The following is a 20,302-nucleotide window of genomic DNA, read 5'->3' on the forward strand; positions in this document are numbered from 1 at the left end:
GACAGTGTTACAAATTGCCGCGCGCTTCCTGCTCCCGCTCGATGGCCTCGAACAGCGCCTTGAAGTTCCCCTTGCCGAAACCGAGCGAGCCGTGCCGCTCGATCAGCTCGAAGAAGACCGTCGGGCGGTCCTGCACCGGCTTGGTGAAGATCTGGAGCAGGTAGCCGTCCTCGTCCCGGTCGACCAGGATCTTGCGGGACTTCAGCTCCTCGATCGGCACCCGCACGTTGCCGATCCGGGCCCGCAGCTCCGGGTCGTCGTAGTACGAGTCGGGCGTGTCGAGGAACTCGACACCGGCCGCCCGCATCGCGTCGACGCTGGCCAGGATGTCGTTGGTGGCGACCGCGATGTGCTGCGCGCCGGGCCCCTGGTAGAACTCCAGGTACTCGTCGATCTGCGACTTCTTGCGGGCCACCGCAGGCTCGTTGAGCGGGAACTTCACCTTCCGGGTGCCGCTGGCGACGACCTTGCTCATCAGCGCCGAGTAGTCGGTGGCGATGTCGTCGCCGATGAACTCCGCCATGTTGGAGAAGCCCATCACCCGCTTGTAGAACTCCACCCACTCGTCCATCCGGCCGAGTTCGACGTTGCCGACCACGTGGTCGACGGCCTGGAAGAAGCGCTTCGGCTGGAGGCCGGCGGCGATCATCGGCTGCCGGTCGACGATCGGCCCCCGGGCCACGAAGCCGGGCAGGAAGGGGCCGGTGTAGCGGGACCTGTCGACCAGGCTGTGCCGGGTGTCGCCGTAGGCGGCGATGGTGGCGAGCCGGACGGTGCCGTACGTGTCGGTCACGTCGTGCGGCTCGACCAGGCCGGTCGCGCCCTGGGTCAGGGCGTGCGCGTACGCGGCGTCGACGTCCGGCACCTCCAGCGCGATGTCGTCGACCCCGTCGGAGTGCTTCGCGACGTGGTCGGCGCCGGTCGCGTCGGGGCGGACCGCGCCGGTCAGCACGAACCGGGCCGAACCGCTTGTCAGCACGTACTCGGCGTGGTCCCGGTAGCCCTGCTCCGGCCCCCGGTAGGCCACGCAGGTCATGCCGAACGCGGTGGAGTAGTAGTGCGCGGCCTGCTTGGCGTTGCCGACCAGGAAGTGCACGTGGTCGAGGCCCTTGACCGGGAACGGGTCACGGGTGATGTCGTGGTCGACTGCGCCGACGAGCGTGTCGACGTCGATGTCCTCGGTCGACTGGGGTCGGTCGATCGCCTGGGTCACGGTGGCCTCCCTCGGTTGCGGCCGGCTTCGTGGGCCGGTGGTCCGACAGCTCTTTGCCGGAAGCATCGCGGTGGCCGGGTCCACTGGGCAACCGTCACCTTTTTCCCTGGTCAGGTTGCGCAATCGGTAGGGTGTGCAGCCATGAACGCTGGTCATGGTGTACAGCTCGACGAGTTGGACGGCAGGCTGGTCCAACTCCTCGCCGACGAACCCCGGATCGGGGTGCTGGAGTGCTCCCGCCGGCTCGGGGTGGCCCGGGGCACCGTCCAGGCCCGGCTCGACAAGCTGGTCGACCGGGGGGTGATCGGCGGGTTCGGGCCGGAGATCCGCCCGGCGGCGATCGGCTTCGCGGTGACCAGCTTCGTCACCCTGGAGATCAGCCAGCGGCACGGCCACGACACGGTCACCGCCCACCTGGCGGCGATCCCCGAGGTGCTGGAGGCGCACACCATCACCGGGGCCAGTGACCTGCTCTGCCGGATCGTGGCCCGTTCCAACACCGACCTGCAACGGGTGATCGACCAGATCGTCTCGTCCGAGGCGATCCGCCGGGCCTCCACGATCATCGCGCTCGCCGAGCAGATTCCGTACCGCACGCTGCCCCTGCTGCGTTCCGCCGCCGGCCGTGATCAGCTCAGCTGATCCGATATAGCAGTATCCGCACGTATTGTTAGCGCTATTTCGGCGATATTGTGATGTGCCGGTTCTGCCGAGGGGCGAGCGCGTGTGCGGGGAGAAAGCGGGGCGACACTCCGGCGCGGGGGCGGGGCGGGGAGGTGATCGTCGCTACGGTGTGCGGTGTGAAGGGCCGTGGGGTGCGGGGAGGGCTGCTGCTCGCGCTCGTCGTCGTGGTCGCGCTCGCCGCCACCGGCGTGTGGAACCCCTTCCCCGGGGTGTGGGACTGGGTCGACCGCAGCGAGCCGATCTCCGAACCGGACGTGCTCTGGCAGCAGCGGGTCGGCGGCACCCCGAAGAGCGTCACGATCGTCGGCGACACCGTCGTGGTCGAGCAGCGGACCCGCATCGAGGTGCGCAGCCTCGCCACCGGCGCCCCGCTCTGGGAGCGCAAGGCGGACTGGTCGGCGGTGGCCGGCGGCGACCGGGACGCCGTCGTCGCCGTGGGTAAGCTCCTGGTCAAGGGGTACGAGCTGATCGACCCCACCACCGGGGCGGTACGCCGACGCGACGGTGACGCGGTGGCCGTCTGGACGTACCGGAACATGCTGCTGGACGCCCGGTGCGTGGCCGCCACCGACTGCACGCTGAGCGCCTGGGATCCGCGCGGCACCCGCCCACTGTGGACGGCCTTCCTGCCCGGCGTCAGCACCGGGCTCTTCGCCGACAACCCGGGCCTGCTCGGCACCCGGCGGCTCACCGCGCACCGGATCGACGAGGCGGTGGCCGGGCCGGAGGCGGTGCCGCCGCTGCTCGGCTTCCCGGTGGACGGCCGGGTGCACGTGGTGGACACCGCCACCGGGCGGGTGGTGCAGAACGTCGAACCGGGCCGCGACGAGCGGTTGTCGGTGGTCGGCGGCCGGCTGCTCAAGATCAGCGCCAGTTCCGTCGAAGGTAGCTGCCAGTACGCCGTCTCGGCCCGGGATCCGGCCACCGGGCAGGAGGTGTGGCGGCGGTCCGGGCTCAACCTGCGCACCGCCGACAGCGCCGGGTGCGTGCAGCGGGAGGACCCGCAGGGTGCCCGCAACGTGCTGACCGGGGTGGCCCCCGACGGGCGGGAGGCGGTGCTCGACGGGTACGACGGCCGGCTGCTGCTGGTGGACGCGGAGGGGGAGAAGCTGCTCGCCGTCGACGACCGGTACGCCCTGGTGCGCAGCGCCGACAAGGAGTCGATCATCGCCCGCGAGCTGGGCACCGGCAAGGCCCGCTGGACCCGGCCGGCCGGTGCGAAGGCGGGCGCGGCGCTCACCCCGTACGCGGCGGTGTCGACCGGGGACAAGCCGAGCCGGCTGGTGGCCCTGGACCCGCGTACCGGCCGGGAACTGGTGGTGTTGCGGACCAGCGCCAACGCGCTCGCGGTCGGCCCGAACGGAATGGTCGTCGGCGAGGGCCGGGAGATCGGGTACGTCCGGTTCGGTGCGGGCTCCGGCGGGCCGCCGCCCGCCCCGCCGCCGGCCGGTTCGGACGGTGGTGGCGGGCCCGGCCCGGGGCGCACCGGTGGCGCACCGGACGTCGAGGACAGTTGCGGGCCGAAGCGGGAACTCTGCGCCAACGGCAACGGGTGAGAGCGGCGTCCCACGACCCACCCGGCGGGTGTCACCGATCGACCGGTCTGCCCTAGGCTTTCCCGTCATGAGCAGTGCCGCCGCGTTCTCGTACGCCCCCTTGCTGCCGACCGGTCCCGACCAGACGGAATATCGCCTGGTCACCGACGAGGGCGTCGACGTCGTCCACGGGCCGGGGGGTCGCCGTTTCCTGACCGTGGAGCCGGCCGCGCTGACCGCGCTGACCGCCGAGGCGATGCACGACATCGCCCACTACCTGCGCCCGGCGCACCTGGCCCAGCTCCGCTCGATCATCGACGATCCGGCGGCCTCGCCGAACGACCGGTTCGTCGCGCTGGACCTGCTGCGCAACGCCAACATCGCCGCCGGCGGGGTGCTGCCGATGTGCCAGGACACCGGCACCGCGATCGTGATGGGCAAGCGGGGCCGGCACGTGCTCACCGACGGCGGCGACGCCGAGGCCATCTCGCGCGGCGTCTACCAGGCGTACACGAAGCTGAACCTGCGGTACTCGCAGCTCGCCCCGCTGACCATGTGGGACGAGCGGAACACCGGCAGCAACCTGCCCGCCCAGGTCGACCTGTACGCCGAGGACCCGGACGGCCACCCGGACGCGTACAAGTTCCTGTTCATGGCCAAGGGCGGTGGTTCGGCCAACAAGTCGTACCTCTACCAGGAGACGAAGGCGCTGCTCAACCCGACCCGGATGATGCAGTTCCTGGAGGAGAAGCTGCGGCTGATCGGCACCTCGGCCTGCCCGCCTTACCATCTGGCGGTCGTCATCGGCGGCACCTCCGCCGAGTACGCCCTGAAGACCGCCAAGTACGCCTCGGCGAAGTACCTCGACGCGCTGCCCACCGCCGGTTCGATGAGCGCACACGGCTTCCGCGACCTGGAGCTGGAGGCCGAGGTGCTGGAGTTGACCCGTAACTTCGGCATCGGCGCGCAGTTCGGCGGGCGGTACTTCTGCCACGACGTGCGGGTGGTCCGGCTGCCCCGGCACGGGGCGTCCTGCCCGGTGGCGATCGCGGTCTCCTGCTCGGCCGACCGGCAGGCGGTTGCCAAGATCACCCCGTCGGGGGTGTGGCTGGAGCGCCTGGAGACCGACCCGGCGCGCTACCTGCCGGACGTCACCGACGAAACCCTCGACGCCTCCGACGTGGTGCGCGTCGACCTCAACCGCCCGATGGACGAGATCCGCGCCGAGCTGTCGAAGTACCCGGTGAAGACCCGGCTGTCGCTGACCGGCCCGCTGGTCGTGGCCCGGGACATCGCCCACGCCAAGATCGCCGAGCGCCTCGACGCGGGGGAGCCGATGCCGCAGTACCTGCGCGACCACGCCGTCTACTACGCCGGCCCGGCCAAGACCCCCGAGGGGTACGCCTCCGGCTCGTTCGGCCCGACCACCGCCGGCCGGATGGACGCGTACGTGGCGAAGTTCCAGGCGGCCGGCGGTTCCCAGGTGATGCTGGCCAAGGGCAACCGGTCCGGCCAGGTGACCCGCTCCTGCCAGCAGCACGGCGGCTTCTACCTCGGCTCGATCGGCGGCCCGGCGGCCCGGCTCGCCCAGGACTGCATCCGGCACGTCGAGGTGCTGGAGTATCCGGAGCTGGGCATGGAGGCGGTCTGGAAGATCGAGGTGGAGGACTTCCCGGCCTTCATCGTCGTCGACGACAAGGGCAACGACTTCTTCGCCGAGGTCACCAAGCCGGTGCTGACCGTGGGCCGCCGCTGAGGGCAGGTCGCCGCAGAACCGCTGGCCAGAGCCGTCGCTCGCGACGTCCGGGGTCCATCATGCTTCCGCTGAGGTGACAGGAGTGCCTGCAACGCTCTGTAACCGGAATGGCCAAGCGTGCTTGGCCTAGCCTGGTAGGCTTGCCCGGGTGAGCCAGTACTCCGAGGGTGATCTGCGGGCGGTCGTCGCCAGGTACGAGGCGACCAGGGCAGCCGCGTTGACCGAGCGGGACGAGCAATTGCGGGCGTTCCGTGCGGCCGGTTGGCGGCCGGTGGACCTGCAACGGATCACCGGGTACAGCCGGGAGACCATCCGCCAGGCGCTACGACCGGAAACCCGGCGGGCGGCCAATCTGAGCCGACGCAAGATCCTGCCGCAGCCGCCGGCGGACTACCGCTCCTATGCTGACCGTAAGCCTTACGTGGTGGCCGACAGCCTCACCGCGCTGGCTGGCCCGACCGCAGGCGTGATCATCCTTCCGCGTCATCTGGACTGGTCCGGTCACGCCGAGTACGACCTGAGTCGGCCCGCCCGCCTGGCCAGCATGTACAAGGTGGTACTCACCGAAGCCGGCACGGTCGACGACCTGAACACCTGGCTCCACGCCGACCTGCTGCGGATGCTCTGGCCCACCCTCTGGCTGCCGCCCCAGCTCCGACGCCGATGGGAGGAAGCCTTCCCTGAACTCGTCACGACCGGCACGAACGCCGCGTGACGATGGACGCCTTCCACGAAAGGCTCGCCCGTACCGGGCTTGCCGCCGCCCGCCGATATGGTTTTGCTCTTGCCGGCGGCTATGCCGTGCAGGCCGCTGGGCTGCTCGAACGCCCCAGCGAAGATGTCGACCTGTTCACCGCCTGGGATCGCCGCGACGAATTCGGCACTGCGGTCACGGCCGTCGTGGACGCCTACCGCGACGATGGTCTGACCGTCTACATCGAGCGCCAGTACGACACGTTCGCCCGGCTGACCGTTGCCGACGGTGACCGTACCTCCAAGGTGGAACTCGGTGTGGACTGGCGTGCCAACGAACCCATCCTCATGGCCATCGGACCGGTCCTGCACCCCGACGACGCGGTCGCGAACAAGATGAGCGCGCTCTACGGACGGGCGTTCGCCCGTGACTTCATCGACATCGACGCCACGCTTCAATCCGGCCGCTACACCCGGGAAACCCTCCTCAACCTCGCGTACCGCGCCGATCGCGGGTTCGACCGACGCACCTTCGCCGACGCTCTCGGACAAGCCAACCTGCTCGATCCCGACGACTTCGTCCAGTACGGCGTCACCGGGCAGGCACTGGACGATCTCCGTAACCGATTCGCCGTATGGCGCAGCGGGCTACTCGACGGGCAGGACGAAAGATGAAGCGCGGAACCCGGCCCACCCACCGTCCGGGCGGCCGCCGGGTTCCCTCGCGTAGTTACTGCTGCGGGCCCTGACGATGCTGTTGACGGTTACTGCCAGGTCCGAAGTTCGTATATCGCCGACCTGCCCTGCCCGTCGTCCATCTCGGCAAGCTTGAGGTCTCTGACGAGAACATCGATTTCCTGCCCGCTTCCACCACTTCCGGCATCCGCCCAGACCTCGACCGCCCCGCTTTCGGGTAGTTCGCGGGGCCCCACTACCAGGAGCCTCGTCGGTCGAGACCCGGCCACGTCACCTCCTTCCGGCGTGATGGATGTAGGTGTGTCCGGTGGGGGGCCGTGCCGGAGAGACGGTTCATCAGGTGGGACCTCCCGTGTCGGTCAAGACCCCGATGAGCTGCCACGCGACTCGGCGCGAGTGAACTTGCCACTACTTTAAGGCATAAGTGGCCACCTGTTAACCCTTGAGGAGGCAACTCTTGTATGCCATCAGGTGGGGAGTGATGCGCATGATTGAGTGGCCACATGGCGGGCGACCTTGAGGCAGCGTCGGAGGCGTACCGGACGGCGCTCCAGCGGGTGCAGGACGGGCTCGCGGAGGTCGCCGCAGCTCGCGCCGATGTTCCGAAGGTGCGCGAACGGCTGGCCGTAGCGATCGTGGCGGCTTACCAGAACGGCACGCGGGTCGGTGAGATCGCCCGGGTCGCCGGCTACGGCCGCGAACAGGTCCGGCGGATCCTGCGGGCCGGCGGTGTGGAGTCCGGAAGCGCCGGGACTGTCGACGCCTGAGCGTCAGGGAGCGAGCCCCACGGTTGGGAGGCTTGAGGTTGGCCTACTGTCTGGCCGGGGAAGATGGTCAGGTGACCAACCTGGAGTCAGCGGTACGGAAGCTGCGCGCGGCGCAGGCCGGCGTGCCCCGCGCCGAGGAGCGGGCGGCCAAGCTCATCGCTGAAGCCCGCGCCCAGGTGAAAGCTGCGCGTGCCGAGCTGGCCGAGGCGATCCGGGCCGCTGACCGGGACGACACACGTCAGGTCGACATCGTGACGGCCACCGGCTACAGCCGGGAGCGGGTCCGGCAGATCATCCGCAACGGAGAGGACTGACTGGCATGACCACCGAGATCGACCTGGTGCCGCCGGTACCGCGATACGGCAGCGGGAGTTCCGCGATGGCGCCGGCGGAGCGTTGGACGGGGTCGAGCGCACCGGGGATCCGGTCATGATCACCAAGTACGAGCGGCCCGTGGCCGTGTTGCTCGGAATCGACGAGTGGGAGGAGATCGAGGCGTTTCGAGACCGTAGGGACTCGGCGGGTGATCGCTCGTTCTCGTGCCGAGGGGCAGTTCGTGCCGCTGTCGGCGGCTCTGGAGTCGCTCGGAGTTGATCCCCACGAGGTGGAAGCGCTGCTGGCCGACCGGGCCGGCGGTGCGGCGGTGCGGCGGCGTAAAGGTTCAGATCGACCGGGATGTGCTGGTCTGGCCGCACAAACAGCCGCGCAACTTCGCCGCTGAAGCCCGCGCCCAGGGCCCGTGTCGAAGGCGAAGGTGCAGGCCGAAGATCGTGCTCGATCCTAGAAAGAGTGGCCTCCGGTTGCGAGTGACACCACCTTTCCCTGATCGAGCGCGATCTTGTCCGCCCGGCTGCTTTCAGCGCGATCTCGCCCGCCCGCCCGCTTTCTCCCGGGCATTCCTGCAGGTAGCCGCTGGCCGGGGCAGGATGGTACGGGTGACGACTCCAGAGGCAGCGGGCTACCGGATCGAACGTGACTCGATGGGCGAGGTGGAGGTGCCCGCCGAGGCGCTGTGGCGGGCGCAGACCCAGCGCGCGGTGCAGAACTTCCCGATCTCGGGTCGGGGCATCGAGCCGGCCCAGATCAAGGCGCTGGCCCAGATCAAGGGGGCCGCCGCCCTGGTCAACGGCGAGCTGGGCGTGATCGGCGAGGACGTGGCCGCCGCCATCGCCACCGCCGCCGCGCACGTGGCCGCCGGCGGGTACGACGACCAGTTCCCGATCGACGTGTTCCAGACCGGTTCGGGCACCTCGTCCAACATGAACACCAACGAGGTGATCGCCACCCTGGCCACCCGGGAGCTGGGCCGGGACGTGCACCCGAACGACGACGTGAACGCCTCGCAGTCCAGCAACGACGTCTTCCCGTCGTCGATCCACCTGGCCGCCACCCAGTTCGTGGTGGAGGACCTGCTGCCGTCGCTGAAACACCTGGCGGAGGCGTTGGAGGCGAAGGCGGCCGAGTTCGAGACGGTGGTCAAGGCGGGGCGCACCCACCTGATGGACGCCACCCCGGTCACCCTCGGGCAGGAGTTCGGGGGCTACGCCGCGCAGGTCCGCTACGGCGTCGAGCGGCTGGAATCGGCGCTGTCCCGGCTGGCCGAGCTGCCGCTGGGCGGCACCGCAGTGGGCACCGGCATCAACACCCCGCTGGGCTTCGCCGGCAAGGTGATCGAGAAGCTGCGCGCCTCGACCGGGCTGCCGCTGACCGAGGCCCGCAACCACTTCGAGGCGCAGGGGGCGCGGGACGCGCTGGTGGAGACGTCCGGCCAGCTGCGTACCGTCGCGGTCGGGCTCTACAAGATCGCCAACGACGTACGCTGGATGGGGTCCGGGCCCCGCGCGGGCCTGCGGGAGCTGCGCATCCCCGACCTCCAGCCCGGCTCGTCGATCATGCCCGGCAAGGTCAACCCGGTGGTCGCCGAGGCGGTGCGCCAGGTCTGCGCGCAGGTGATCGGCAACGACGCGGCTGTCGCGTTCGCCGGTTCGCAGGGCGACTTCGAGCTGAACGTGATGCTCCCGGTGATGGGCCGCAACCTGCTCGAATCGATCAAGCTGCTCGCCGCGTCCAGCCGGCTCTTCGCCGACCGCCTGGTGGCCGGCCTGGTCGCGGACGCCGAGGTCTGCCTGGCGTACGCGGAAGGCTCGCCGTCGATCGTCACCCCGCTCAACCGCCACCTCGGGTACGACGAGGCCGCCTCGATCGCCAAGGAGGCGCTGGCGAAGCAGGTCTCCATCCGGGAAGTGGTGATCTCCCGGGGGCACGTCGACTCCGGCAAACTCACCGAGACCCAGCTCGACGAGGCCCTCGACCTGCTCCGCATGACCCACCCCTGACCGTCTCGGCATGATCGACTCCTGTGGGGCGACATCGCGGTGTCGGGGTGGCGTTGACACCGCTACATCACCCCACGGGAGTCGATCAGCCCCACGGGATTGGATCAGCGGCGCGGGAGTGGGTCACTGCGGCTCTGCGGGTGGGTGGGTGCGGGGTACCCAGGCGAGGAAGCGGTCGAAGAGGGTCGCCGGATCGGGGCCGGGGTCCGGGTGCAGGCGGTACAGGTCGGCTGCGGCATCGTGCAGGACGGCACAGAGATGGACGTGGAGTGCGGTCCGGTCGTGGGCGTACTCGGAGACGAGGGTGAGGCGCGCGGTCGCGCAGGGCCATGGCCCGGCGCACACCCGGCACAGCCAGAGTGGCCGTAGCGGCAGGTGCCGGCGCGGATGCCCGACACCATCCACCCTCCCGCCCGGCCCGCTGGCCTGATCTGGACGGTACGGCCCGCCTGGCCCGGCTGGCCCGCCTGGCCCGGCTGGCCCGCCTGGCCCGCCTGGCCCGCTGTGCTCGGCCGGGCGGTCCGGCCCGCTGGGGTCACCCGCTCCGCCCGGGCCGTCCAGCCTGTCCGGCTGGGCCGGGCCGTTCGGTTCGGCCGGGCTGGTCGGCGCGCTCACCAGCGGCCTCCGTTGGCCCGCCACTCCTGCGCCCGCGTCAGCCATCCGGTGCGTCCTACCCGGGGGAACGCCACTGTGGTGTCCTCCCAGCCGGGGGCCGATCCGGCCGGTTCGGGATCTGGTCCGACACCCGATCCGGTGACCGGTTCGGGGCTGGTCGGGGCGGGACGGTCGGGTGCGGGTGCTCGGCGTCGTCCGGTGGGTCGGAACATCATGGCAAGCCGGTGTCGCCAGGTGGGCCGGGGCATCGCGTCGCCTCCATGGTGGGTCGGCTGGTCGTCTCCCCCGGCGACGGGACTGCCGGCCGGAAGGCGAGCGGTCCCACCACGACATCGTCGCGCCCGGAGGGCGGGGCGCTCGATGTCGCACTCCACAGTCTGCTGATGACACCACTACCGTGTGAAGGCTCGTGTCGGCTTCCGGTGTGGTCGGCGATGCTGCCGCTCAGGGGCGGCGGGCGGCCTTCCGCGCCCGGTAGGCGTTGACCGCCACCCGGTTGCCGCAGCCCGCCTCGCAGAACCGGCGGGACCGGTTCTTCGACAGGTCCACCAGCACGTTGGCGCAGTCGGGGCGGGCGCAGTGCCGCAGCCGGTCCAGTTCGTCGCCGCGTACCAGGTCGGCGACGGCCATCGCCGCCTCCACGGCCATCCTGGTGGCCAGCGGGGCGTCCCGGGGTACGGCGTGCACGTGGTACGGCTGGTCGTCGTGCCGGATCAGTTGCGGCAGCGCCCGGTACTCGCGGAGCAGGTCGTTGACCACGGCGACGACGGTGTGCAGGTCGCCGTCCCAGAGTCGGCGCAGCCGGGGACGCAGCGCCCGGACGGCCCGCAGCTCGACCTCGGTGTGTGCGTGCCGACCGCTCCACCGGTGCGCGGCGACGAACCGATCCAGCGCGGCGATGTCGGGCAGCCCCTCGCCGTCCTGGCTGTCGGTGTTGACCAGGGCGGCGGCGGAGATCAGCCCGCACTCCGTGTCATGGGCGAAAAGCAACTTGACCCCTGTCGTTCGCGGCGGCTAACGTCACTGGCGTAATGCTACTTTGCTGATGTCACACCGGAGGGCCCCCGATGCCGCACCGCTCCACCAACGGCGTCGGGCTGGCCCTCGCCCTGCTCTCCGCCGTCACCTTCGCCACCTCAGGCACCTTCGCCCGCTCACTGATCGGGGCCGGTTGGTCCGCCGAGGCCGTCGTGGTGGCCCGGGTCGGCCTCGCCGCCCTGGTGCTGGCCATCCCGGCGGCACTCGCGTTGCGCGGCCGGGCGGCAGTGCTGCGCCGCAACGTCGGTCCGGTCGCCGTCTTCGGTCTGCTCGGTGTCGCGACCGCCCAGGCCTGCTTCTTCAACGCCGTCCGTTACCTGCCCGTCGGGGTGGCCCTGCTGCTGGAGTACCTCGGCATCATCCTCGTGGTGGGCTGGATGTGGCTGGTGCACGGGCAACGTCCCCGCCGGCTCACCGTGGTCGGATCGCTCGCGGCGCTGGCCGGGCTCGGCCTGGTGCTCGACCTGACCGGCGCGGGCCGGCTCGACCCGGTCGGCGTGCTCTGGGGGCTCGGTGCGGCCGTCGGGTTGGCCGGCTACTTCGTCCTCGCCGCCCGGGTCGACCCCGAGCTGCCCTCGGTCACCATGGCCAGTGGTGGAATGGCCGCCGGCGCAGCAGTGCTGGCCGCTCTCGGCCTGGTCGGGGTGCTGCCGTTGCGGGCCACCTTCGGCGCGGTCGACTTCGCCGGGCAGCGCACCAGCTGGCTCGTCCCGATCATCGGGCTGTCGCTGATCGCCGCCGTGGTGGCGTACCTGACCGGGATCGCCGCGACCCGCATCCTGGGGGCCCGGCTGTCGTCGTTCGTCGGGCTGACCGAGGTGCTGTTCGCGGTGCTCGTCGCCTGGCTGGTGCTGGGTGAGCTACCGGTGCCGGTGCAGCTCGCCGGTGGCGCGCTGATCGTCGCCGGGGTGGCGCTGGTCCGCCTCGACGAACTGCGCGAGGGCCGCACCGGGCCGACGCCGGCACGGGCCGACGAACCGGCGCTGACGTGACGCCGACTCCGGCACGGGCCGGCGCTGACATGATGCCGACTCCGGCACGGGCCGGCGGGCCGGACACCGGCACAGGTCGGCGGGCCGGCAGGGCAGGGGACCTGCTCGGTGTGACCGGTGACGGCGACGTGAGAAAGTGTCGGACATGCTCAGCGTGGTGGTGTTCGACGCCGACGAGACCCTGATCGACCTGCGCCCGGCGGTCACCGGTGCCCTGGTGGCCGTACTGGAGGAGATGCGGCGCCGGACCCCGGTGGCGGCCGGGGTGACCCTCGCCGAGGTGGAGTCCGACTGGCAGGCGGTCTTCGGTTCGATGACCGCCGCCCCGGTGACGGAGATCCGCCGGGCCGCGCTGGCCCGGTCGCTCGACCGGGCCGGGCTGGTCGGCCAGCTCGACGAGTTCGCCGAACTCTTCTTCGCCAGGCGGTACGCGCTCAGCCGCCCGTACCCCGACACACTGCCGGCGCTTACCGCGTTGCGCGCCGACTTCACCCTCGGTTACGCCACCAACGGCAACAGCCGGGCCGAACGCTGCGGCCTGCCCGGCGAGTTCGCCTTCGAGTTGTACGCGCACGAGGGCGGCCTGCCCAAGAAGCCCGACCCGGCCTTCTACGCGGCGGTCGTCGACGCCGCCGGAGTACCGGCCGAGCGGATCGCCTACGTCGGTGACTCGATCGCCCACGACGTGCTCGGCCCCCAGCAGTCAGGCCTGTGCGGCATCTGGCTCAACCGCCAAGGCCTCCCGGTCCCGCCCGGGGTACGCCCCGACGCCGAGGTGCGGACGCTCGTCGAGCTGCCGGCGGCGCTGCACAGCCTGCAACCGACGAATGCCTGATGCGGGGCCAAATCCGACTTGTATCTGGCGGAATCGTCGCCGGTGCTATGGGATGGCTGCCACGTCCCTCAACGAGAGGATCTGATGTGGTGAGCAAGCGCTTCACCGCCGGAGCCGTCGCGACCGCGGCGGCCCTGGCACTTACGGTGACCGGCCTGACCGTCCCGGCGAACGCCGGGCCGACCACCAGCCGTACGTTCACCGTGGTGGCCGAGGACGGCGTCTCGGCGGACGCGGCGATCGCCGCGATCCGTGCCGCCGGCGGCACCGTCGTGTCCCGTACGGACGACGTCGGTCTGTACCGGGTCACCAGCGACCGGGCCGACTTCGCCGGCCGGGTCACCGCCGCTCCCGCGCTGGTCGGCGCGGCCGAGCAGCGGGCCATCGGCCGTAAGCCCAAGCTGGACCGGGTCGAGCAGGAGAACCTGCTGACCCAGGCCAAGCAGGCGGTCAAGGCCAAGGGCAACGCCAACGGCAAGAAGCTGGACCCGCTCGACGACAAGCTCTGGGGCCTCGGCATGATCGGGGCCGACAAGGCCCGCAAGGTCATGCCGGGCGACAAGCGGGTCACCGTCGGCGTCCTGGACACCGGCGTCGACGCCAGCCAGCCCGACCTCGCGCCCAACTTCAACTGGGCGCTGTCCCGCAACTTCGCCCCGGACATGGTCGACATCGACGGCCCGTGCGAGGTGGCGAGCTGCCTCGACCCGGTCGGCACCGACGACGGCGGGCACGGCACCCACGTCGCCGGCACCATCGGTGCCGCCGCCAACGGGTTCGGCCTCTCCGGCGTCGCCCCGAACGTCTCGTTGGTGGAACTCAAGGGTGGCCAGGACTCCGGGTACTTCTTCCTCGACCCGGTCGTCAACGCCCTGGTGCATGCGGGCAAGTCCGGCATCGACGTGGTCAACATGTCGTTCTACGTCGACCCGTGGCTCTACAACTGCACCGCCAACCCGGCCGACTCGCCCGAGTCGCAGGCCGAGCAGCGGGCCGTCATCAAGGCGATGAAGCGGGCCCTGAACTTCGCCCACAACAAGGGCGTCACCCTGGTCGGCTCGCTCGGCAACAACCACGAGGACCTCGGCGCACCCCGCACCGACGTGTCCAGCCCGGACTACGGCGCCGACCCGTACCCGCGGCCGATCGACAACGAGAGCTGCTGGGACTTCCCGGTGGAGGGCCCGCACGTGATCGGGGTGTCCGCCGTCGGCCCGTCCGGCAAGAAGTCCGATTACTCCAACTACGGCACCGAGCAGATCTCGGTCGCCGCGCCGGGTGGCTGGTTCCGGGACGGCTTCGGTACCGACACCCACCGCACCGACGGCAACATGATCCTCTCCACGTACCCGAAGAAGGTGCTCCAGGAGGAGGGTTCGGTGGACGAGAACGGCAACGTCGTCCCGGGCTTCGAGAACTCGGTGCTCAAGCAGTGCACCACCGCCGGTGAGTGCGGCTACTACACCTACCTCCAGGGCACCTCGATGGCGTCCCCGCACGTCAGTGGGGTTGCCGCGCTGATCGTCAGCAAGTGGGGCAAGAAGGAGGGCCGCGACGGCTACGGCCTGGCGCCGGCCAAGGTGGAGCAGCACCTCTACCGGACCGCCACCGAGCGCGCCTGTCCGGAACCGCGCCTGCAGAGCTACGCCAACGAGGGCCGGCCGGCCGAGTTCGACGCGTACTGCGCCGGCTCGCTGAACTTCAACGGCTTCTACGGCTACGGCATCGTGGACGCGAACGCCGCGGTCCGCAGCCCGCTCAAGCCGAACGTCGCCCCCTGACGCTCGACATCCCGGGAGAGGTCCGGACGACCAGTCGGTCGTCCGGGCCTCTCCGCCCGCGTCGGGTGAGGACTTCACGGCGGGGCTGGTCAGGACAGGGCGGTGGAGATCGTCTGGGCGGCGATGACGACCTGCCGGCCGACCGTGTCGACAGGCAGCGGGGCCAGCGAGATCACCCCGACGCTCGCCTCCAGGCCGGGGACTCCGAGCACCGGCGCGGCCACCCCGTACGCCCCGGCCTGGAGTTCCCCGGCGGTGCTCACCGGGCCGGTGACGCCGGACCGGCCGGCGAGGACGGCCCGCCCGGCGGCCCCGCGTTCCAGCGGATGCCGGGTCCCCGGCCGGTACGCCACGTGGAACGACGTCCAGCTCGGCTCGACCACCGCCAGGGCCACCCCCTCGTCGCCCTCCACCACGGTCAGGTGCGCCGTCGCCCCGGTCTGCTCGGCGAGGCGACGCAGCGCGGGTAGTGCCCCCTCCGCCAGCAGCGGCTGGGCCCGCCGGGCCAGGTGCAGCACGCCGACGCCGAGGCGCAGCCGACCGTCACCGCCCCGACGCAACATTCCGTGCCCGGTCAACGCGCCGACCAGCCGGTAGACGGCGGCCCGGCCGATACCGAGCTGGTGGGCGGCCTCGGTGACGGTCAAGCCGCCCGGTGCATCGGCCACCAGGTGCAGCAGACGTAGCCCCCGGTCCAAGGTCTGCGCCGTCTCCCCGCCCGCAGGCGTCGCGTCCCCCGGCTCACCTGCCGGTGCCGTCGTCCTCACAGCAGGCAGCGTACGACCCGGCTCGGGCCGACCCCGGAAAGCGCGGACAGCTACCCTGGTGCGGTGACGCTACGCCTGTATGACACCGCCGCTCGATCGGTGCGGGACTTCGTCCCGCGGGAAGCCGGCAAGGTGGGGGTCTACCTGTGTGGTCTCACCCTCCAGGCGCCGCCGCACATCGGTCACCTTCGCTCCGGTGTCAACTACGACGTGTTGCGGCGCTGGCTGTCGGCCGTCGGCTTCGAGGTCACCTTCATCCGCAACGTGACCGACATCGACGACAAGATCCTGGTCAAGGCGCAGGAGCAGGGTCGTCCGTTCTGGTCGATCGCGTACGTCAACGAGCTGATCCTGGCCCGGTCCTACCGGGCGCTGAACGTGCTGCCGCCGACGTACGAGCCGAGGGCCACCGGGCACATCCCGGAGATGCACGAGCTGATCGCCCGCCTGATCGATACCGGTCACGCCTACCCGGCCACCGACGGGTCCGGCGACGTCTACTTCGACGTGGCCTCCTGGCCGGCGTACGGGTCGTTGTCCGGTCAGTCGCCTGACGACATGCAGTCCGCCGGGGACGCCCCGGAGCGGGGCAAGCGGGATCCACGGGACTTCGCGCTCTGGAAGGGCGTCAAGGCCGACGAGCCGGCCGACGCCTACTGGCCCTCGCCGTGGGGCCGGGGCCGCCCCGGCTGGCACATCGAGTGCTCGGCGATGTGCCTGCGCTACCTCGGCGCGGAGTTCGACATCCACGGCGGCGGGCTCGACCTGACCTTCCCGCACCACGAGAACGAGATCGCCCAGTCGCAGGCCGCCGGGCTGCCCTTCGCCCGCTGGTGGGTGCACCACGGGCTGCTCAGCATCGGCGGCGCCAAGATGGGCAAGTCGCTGGGCAACGCCCTCGACCTGAGCTACGTCGACTCGCTCGGGGTGCGCCCGGTGGAGCTGCGCTACTACTACGCGGCGGCGCACTACCGGTCCCGGATCGACTACTCGGAGGACGCGCTCTGCGAGGCGGCGGTGGCCTACCGGAGGATCGAGGGGTTCGTCCAGCGGGCCGTCGAGCGGGTCGGTGCCGGGCAGCTCGGGGAGCTGCCGGCCGCGTTCGTCGCCGCGATGGACGACGACCTCAACACCTCCGCCGCGCTCGCCGTCCTCCAGTCGACCCTGCGTGACGGCAACACCGCGCTGGCCGGCGGCGACGATGTGACCGTCCGCACGACCCTCGCCGCCACCCGGGCGATGCTGGATATCCTCGGTGTGGACCCCCTCGACCCGGCCTGGGCCGACGGCGGTCGCACCGACGACCTGCGCGGCGTGGTGGACTCCCTGATCGCGCTGGCCCTCGAACAGCGCGCGCAGGCCCGCAGCCGCAAGGACTGGGCCGCCGCGGACGCCGTACGCGACCAGCTCAAGCAGGCCGGTGTGGTGGTCGAGGACACCCCCCAGGGCCCCCGTTGGACTATTGGAGAGCAGGACTGATGGCCGGCAACTCGCAGCGCCGTGGCCGGCGACTGGCGTCGAAGGCGGGTGCCCCCAAGGGCTCCGGTGGCAAGAACAAGGACTCCCTCGCGGGCCGGGGCAAGACCCTGCCCGCCGACGAGCGGCCCTGGCACAAGGCGTACTCGGGCACCGAGAAGCTGCCCCAGCGCACCGCCTGGAAGCAGGACAAGGAGCGGCGGGCGGCGGTCGAGGAGGGGCGTGCCCCCAAGATCGGCCAGCCCGGCACCAAGGACACCACCTGGGGCAGGGGCACCCGTGGGATGGCCCCGGTTCGGGCCGGCGCGGGCGGTCGGGGTGGCGGGAGCGCCCGGAACGGCGCAGGCACCGGCCGGGGTGGTCCCCGGGTCGCGCCGGGGCGCAAGTCCAACCCGTCCCGGGACACCCCGGAGCTGCTGGTCGGCCGGAACCCGGTGCTGGAGGCGCTGCGCGCCCAGGTGCCGGCGACCGCGCTCTACACCGCGCAGGGCATCGACGCCGACGACCGGATCAACGAGATCACCCGGACGGCCGCCGACCGGGGCATCGCGATCCTGGACATCAGCCGGGCCGAGCTGGACCGGATGACCGGTGGTGTGCTGCACCAGGGCGTCGGCCTCCAGGTGCCACCGTTCGCCTACCAGCCCTTCGAGGACCTGGTGGCGGCCGCGCTGGAGCAGACCGCCCCGTTGCTTGTCGCCCTGGACGGGGTCACCGACCCGCGGAACCTGGGCGCGGTGATCCGGTCGGCCGCCGCGTTCGGCGCGCAGGGTGTGTTCGTACCTGAGCGCAGGGCCGCCGGGATCACCGCGACCGCCTGGCGGACCAGCGCCGGAGCGGCGGCGCGGGTGCCGGTGGCCCAGGTCACCAACCTGACCCGGTCGTTGAAGGCGTGCCAGGAGGCCGGCTTCATGGTGGTCGGCCTGGACGCCGACGGCGACACCGACCTGTACGACCTGGAGGCCGCCGTCGGCCCGCTGGTCGTGGTGGTCGGTTCCGAGGGGCGCGGGCTGTCCCGGCTGGTGGGGGAGACCTGCGACCTGACGGTCAGCATCCCGATGATCTCCGAGGTGGAGTCGCTGAACGCCAGCGTCGCCGCCGCCGTCACCCTCGCCGAGGTGGCCCGCCGCCGCGCTGCGGAAGGCTGACCGACTCCGGCTCTGCCGGGCTGCCGGTGGGTCTGCGGACGACCGGCCCGGGTTGCTGAGGGCGGGGCCGGAGCGGCAGCGGCCCTGCTGTGCCCCGCCGCCGGTCCTTCCGGGCGCGGGCACCCACGCCGGGAGGAAGTCACGAAGTAAGGGGCGGCCCGCCGAAGCGGACCGCCCCTTACTCGCGGTGGAATCAGATGCGGTGACCGGTGGTGGCGTTGAAAAGGTGGGTGTTGCCGGTGCGCGGCTTGACGAACACGGTGTCACCCATGTTCGGCATGGTCCGCCGGTCGGTGCGGACCACGAAACGCTCCTCGTGGCCCTCCAGCGCTGCGTGACCGTAGACGTTGGCGTCCGAGCCGAGGTCCTCGACCAGCTCGACCACGACCGGCATGCCGCCCTCGGTCGGGCTGACCAGGTCGCAGTCCTCCGGGCGGAAGCCGACGGTGACCTTGTCGCCGCCGCCCTCGCCCCGGGCCGCCTCGACCTGCTCGCGGGTCAGCGGGATGTGCAGCTCGGCGAAGGCCGCGCCCCGCTCGTTCAGCGGGACGGTCTTGATGTTCATGGCGGGGGAGCCCATGAAGCCGGCGACGAAGACGTTGGCCGGAGTGTCGTAGAGCGCCCGCGGGGTGTCCACCTGCTGGAGGACGCCGTCGAGCATGACCGCCACCCGGTGACCCATGGTCATGGCCTCGACCTGGTCGTGGGTGACGTAGACCGTGGTGATGCCGAGCTTCGCCTGGAGCGAGGCGATCTGGGTACGGGTCTGCACACGGAGCTTGGCGTCGAGGTTCGACAGCGGCTCGTCCATGAGGAAGACCTGCGGCTCGCGGACGATCGCCCGGCCCATCGCGACCCGCTGACGCTGACCACCGGAGAGCGCCTTCGGCTTGCGGCTGAGGTACTCCTCCAGCTGGAGCAGGCCGGCCGCCTCCTTGACCCGCCGGTCGATCTCGGCCTTGGGGGTCTTGCGCAGCTTGAGGGCGAACGCCATGTTCTCGTACACCGACATGTGCGGGTAGAGGGCGTAGTTCTGGAAGACCATAGCGATGTCGCGGGCCTTCGGCGGGAGGTGGGTGACGTCCCGGTCGTCGATGTAGATCGCGCCGTCGTCGACGTCCTCCAGGCCGGCGAGCATCCGCAGGCTGGTGGACTTGCCGCAACCCGACGGGCCGACCAGGACGAGGAACTCCCCGTCGCCGATCTGGAGGTCGAGCTGGTTGACCGCGGGGCGTTCGGTGCCCGGGTAGACCCGGGACGCCTTCGCGTACGTGACCGTAGCCATGGTGGTGCGCTTCCTTTCACCGGCAGGAACGTGCCGGACGATCCGAGTGAAGGAGCTGTCGGCGCCCACGGCGCCGACCCGCGGACCGCACCCGGGGCACGACCGTAGCCGGCCCGGGGTGTCATCCGTGTCACTGCACGGTAAACGGGATTTCCACTCGTGCCAAGACGGGATACACCGAGTGGGACGGACGGCATACGCATTTCGGTCAGGCGGGCACGGCCGGGCATCAATCCCCTCGCTCGACGGGGGTCCGGCGAACCGATTCGTCGGTGGGACGGGTGCGAGATTGACGTTTTCCATGCTCGGGGACCCTGCCGGCCGGGATTTCCCGACGTCAGTCGCTATGCTGACCTCGCACCACGCGCCCCTGTAGCTCAGCTGGCCAGAGCACTCGCCTTGTAAGCGAGATGTCGCCGGTTCGATCCCGGCCGGGGGCTCCAATTCCACAGCACGGCCGCCACTGGCGTTGCCGCATGTCGATGCGTCGACATGGCCGGAACCCGGCCGGTCGCCCTGCACCGCAGACGGCGACGGGATGGTCACTTCCGGTCCGGACGGTGATCCGCTCCGGCAGAGCGGCCACGGTGCCGCCGGCGGTGACCGCCTCTCCCGGTCGCGGCGGGACCACGTCGGTCGGTCCGGCTGGGTAACCTGGTCGGCGCGGAGCTAGGACGACGGGCGG

General features: G+C 71.2%; 18 protein-coding genes, 1 tRNA gene and 1 pseudogene. 15 read left to right on the top strand and 5 right to left on the bottom strand.

The window, feature by feature from the left end; translation table 11 throughout:
* Nucleotides 1–7: 7 nt before the first annotated feature.
* The gene (gene hppD, locus OHQ87_RS26910; protein WP_328342377.1) at nt 8–1,213 is read right to left on the bottom strand and encodes a 4-hydroxyphenylpyruvate dioxygenase; all 1,206 of its coding nucleotides are present in this window, start codon (nt 1,211–1,213) and stop codon (nt 8–10) included.
* A gap of 141 nt (nt 1,214–1,354) precedes the next feature.
* Between hppD and OHQ87_RS26915 the strand changes: the two genes are divergently transcribed.
* From OHQ87_RS26915 to OHQ87_RS26955, 9 genes and pseudogenes are all read left to right on the top strand, one after another.
* On the top strand, nt 1,355–1,855 hold the full coding sequence (locus tag OHQ87_RS26915; protein WP_328342379.1) for an Lrp/AsnC family transcriptional regulator: 501 nt from the start codon (nt 1,355–1,357) through the stop codon (nt 1,853–1,855).
* Between the two features lie 185 nt (nt 1,856–2,040).
* Nucleotides 2,041–3,453 carry an outer membrane protein assembly factor BamB family protein gene (locus tag OHQ87_RS26920; protein ID WP_328349015.1) on the top strand — a complete coding sequence of 471 codons (1,413 nt, stop codon included), beginning with the start codon at nt 2,041–2,043 and terminating at the stop codon, nt 3,451–3,453.
* A 67-nt stretch (nt 3,454–3,520) separates the two neighbouring features.
* Nucleotides 3,521–5,188, top strand: coding sequence for a fumarate hydratase (locus OHQ87_RS26925; protein ID WP_328342381.1), 1,668 nt, complete (start codon nt 3,521–3,523; stop codon nt 5,186–5,188).
* A 148-nt stretch (nt 5,189–5,336) separates the two neighbouring features.
* Nucleotides 5,337–5,903, top strand: coding sequence for a hypothetical protein (locus OHQ87_RS26930; RefSeq protein WP_328342383.1), 567 nt, complete (start codon nt 5,337–5,339; stop codon nt 5,901–5,903).
* A gap of 2 nt (nt 5,904–5,905) precedes the next feature.
* Nucleotides 5,906–6,556, top strand: a complete 651-nt coding sequence (locus OHQ87_RS26935) for a nucleotidyl transferase AbiEii/AbiGii toxin family protein (protein ID WP_328349016.1) — start codon at nt 5,906–5,908, stop codon at nt 6,554–6,556.
* 524 nt (nt 6,557–7,080) lie between these two features.
* Nucleotides 7,081–7,344: a hypothetical protein gene (locus tag OHQ87_RS26940; RefSeq protein ID WP_328342385.1), complete on the top strand. Its 264-nt coding sequence runs from the start codon at nt 7,081–7,083 to the stop codon at nt 7,342–7,344.
* A 71-nt stretch (nt 7,345–7,415) separates the two neighbouring features.
* Nucleotides 7,416–7,658 (top strand): hypothetical protein, encoded by a 243-nt coding sequence (locus tag OHQ87_RS26945; protein ID WP_328342387.1) that lies wholly within the window; start codon nt 7,416–7,418, stop codon nt 7,656–7,658.
* A gap of 43 nt (nt 7,659–7,701) precedes the next feature.
* A pseudogene (locus OHQ87_RS26950) lies at nt 7,702–7,987 on the top strand (type II toxin-antitoxin system Phd/YefM family antitoxin); the annotation flags it as partial.
* A gap of 283 nt (nt 7,988–8,270) precedes the next feature.
* Nucleotides 8,271–9,680, top strand: coding sequence for a class II fumarate hydratase (locus OHQ87_RS26955; protein WP_328342388.1), 1,410 nt, complete (start codon nt 8,271–8,273; stop codon nt 9,678–9,680).
* A gap of 123 nt (nt 9,681–9,803) precedes the next feature.
* Here OHQ87_RS26955 and OHQ87_RS26960 read toward each other — a convergent pair whose 3' ends face one another.
* Entirely contained in the window at nt 9,804–10,085 is a 282-nt protein-coding gene (locus OHQ87_RS26960) for a hypothetical protein (RefSeq protein WP_328342389.1), read from the bottom strand.
* Between the two features lie 654 nt (nt 10,086–10,739).
* Nucleotides 10,740–11,285 (bottom strand): CGNR zinc finger domain-containing protein, encoded by a 546-nt coding sequence (locus OHQ87_RS26965; RefSeq protein WP_328342391.1) that lies wholly within the window; start codon nt 11,283–11,285, stop codon nt 10,740–10,742.
* Between the two features lie 77 nt (nt 11,286–11,362).
* Here OHQ87_RS26965 and OHQ87_RS26970 point away from each other — a divergent pair, with 77 nt between their 5' ends.
* From OHQ87_RS26970 to OHQ87_RS26980, 3 genes are all read left to right on the top strand, one after another.
* On the top strand, nt 11,363–12,325 hold the full coding sequence (locus OHQ87_RS26970) for an EamA family transporter (protein WP_328342393.1): 963 nt from the start codon (nt 11,363–11,365) through the stop codon (nt 12,323–12,325).
* A 145-nt stretch (nt 12,326–12,470) separates the two neighbouring features.
* Complete coding sequence (locus tag OHQ87_RS26975) at nt 12,471–13,160, top strand: HAD family hydrolase (protein WP_328342395.1); 690 nt, start codon at nt 12,471–12,473, stop codon at nt 13,158–13,160.
* A gap of 89 nt (nt 13,161–13,249) precedes the next feature.
* Entirely contained in the window at nt 13,250–14,941 is a 1,692-nt protein-coding gene (locus OHQ87_RS26980; protein ID WP_328342397.1) for a S8 family serine peptidase, read from the top strand.
* A gap of 89 nt (nt 14,942–15,030) precedes the next feature.
* Here the strand turns inward: OHQ87_RS26980 and OHQ87_RS26985 are convergent, their stop codons facing one another.
* On the bottom strand, nt 15,031–15,708 hold the full coding sequence (locus tag OHQ87_RS26985; RefSeq protein ID WP_328342399.1) for an IclR family transcriptional regulator: 678 nt from the start codon (nt 15,706–15,708) through the stop codon (nt 15,031–15,033).
* A 63-nt stretch (nt 15,709–15,771) separates the two neighbouring features.
* On the opposite strand from OHQ87_RS26985, the gene cysS reads away from it, so the two are divergent.
* On the top strand, nt 15,772–17,187 hold the full coding sequence (gene cysS, locus OHQ87_RS26990; protein ID WP_328342401.1) for a cysteine--tRNA ligase: 1,416 nt from the start codon (nt 15,772–15,774) through the stop codon (nt 17,185–17,187).
* Nucleotides 17,187–18,332, top strand: coding sequence for a 23S rRNA (guanosine(2251)-2'-O)-methyltransferase RlmB (gene rlmB, locus OHQ87_RS26995; RefSeq protein ID WP_328342402.1), 1,146 nt, complete (start codon nt 17,187–17,189; stop codon nt 18,330–18,332). Before cysS ends, rlmB begins: the two co-directional genes overlap by 1 nt.
* A 193-nt stretch (nt 18,333–18,525) precedes the next feature.
* Here rlmB and OHQ87_RS27000 read toward each other — a convergent pair whose 3' ends face one another.
* Entirely contained in the window at nt 18,526–19,617 is a 1,092-nt protein-coding gene (locus OHQ87_RS27000; RefSeq protein WP_328342403.1) for an ABC transporter ATP-binding protein, read from the bottom strand.
* A 366-nt stretch (nt 19,618–19,983) separates the two neighbouring features.
* On the opposite strand from OHQ87_RS27000, the gene OHQ87_RS27005 reads away from it, so the two are divergent.
* Nucleotides 19,984–20,060: transfer RNA gene (locus tag OHQ87_RS27005), tRNA-Thr, on the top strand.
* Nucleotides 20,061–20,302 lie beyond the last annotated feature (242 nt).

The organism is Micromonospora sp. NBC_00421 (assembly GCF_036017915.1).
GTDB lineage: Bacteria > Actinomycetota > Actinomycetes > Mycobacteriales > Micromonosporaceae > Micromonospora.

What these genes read in the sequence shown, in the direction of transcription:
- OHQ87_RS26915 (WP_328342379.1), top strand. Translation starts at nt 1,355, where the DNA reads ATGAACGCTGGTCATGGTGTACAGCTCGACGAGTTGGACGGCAGGCTG.
- rlmB (WP_328342402.1), top strand. Translation starts at nt 17,187, where the DNA reads ATGGCCGGCAACTCGCAGCGCCGTGGCCGGCGACTGGCGTCGAAGGCG.
- OHQ87_RS26935 (WP_328349016.1), top strand. Translation starts at nt 5,906, where the DNA reads ATGGACGCCTTCCACGAAAGGCTCGCCCGTACCGGGCTTGCCGCCGCC.
- OHQ87_RS26925 (WP_328342381.1), top strand. Translation starts at nt 3,521, where the DNA reads ATGAGCAGTGCCGCCGCGTTCTCGTACGCCCCCTTGCTGCCGACCGGT.
- OHQ87_RS26975 (WP_328342395.1), top strand. Translation starts at nt 12,471, where the DNA reads ATGCTCAGCGTGGTGGTGTTCGACGCCGACGAGACCCTGATCGACCTG.
- OHQ87_RS26940 (WP_328342385.1), top strand. Translation starts at nt 7,081, where the DNA reads ATGGCGGGCGACCTTGAGGCAGCGTCGGAGGCGTACCGGACGGCGCTC.
- OHQ87_RS26970 (WP_328342393.1), top strand. Translation starts at nt 11,363, where the DNA reads ATGCCGCACCGCTCCACCAACGGCGTCGGGCTGGCCCTCGCCCTGCTC.
- OHQ87_RS26955 (WP_328342388.1), top strand. Translation starts at nt 8,271, where the DNA reads ATGGTACGGGTGACGACTCCAGAGGCAGCGGGCTACCGGATCGAACGT.
- OHQ87_RS27000 (WP_328342403.1), bottom strand. Translation starts at nt 19,617, where the DNA reads ATGGCTACGGTCACGTACGCGAAGGCGTCCCGGGTCTACCCGGGCACC.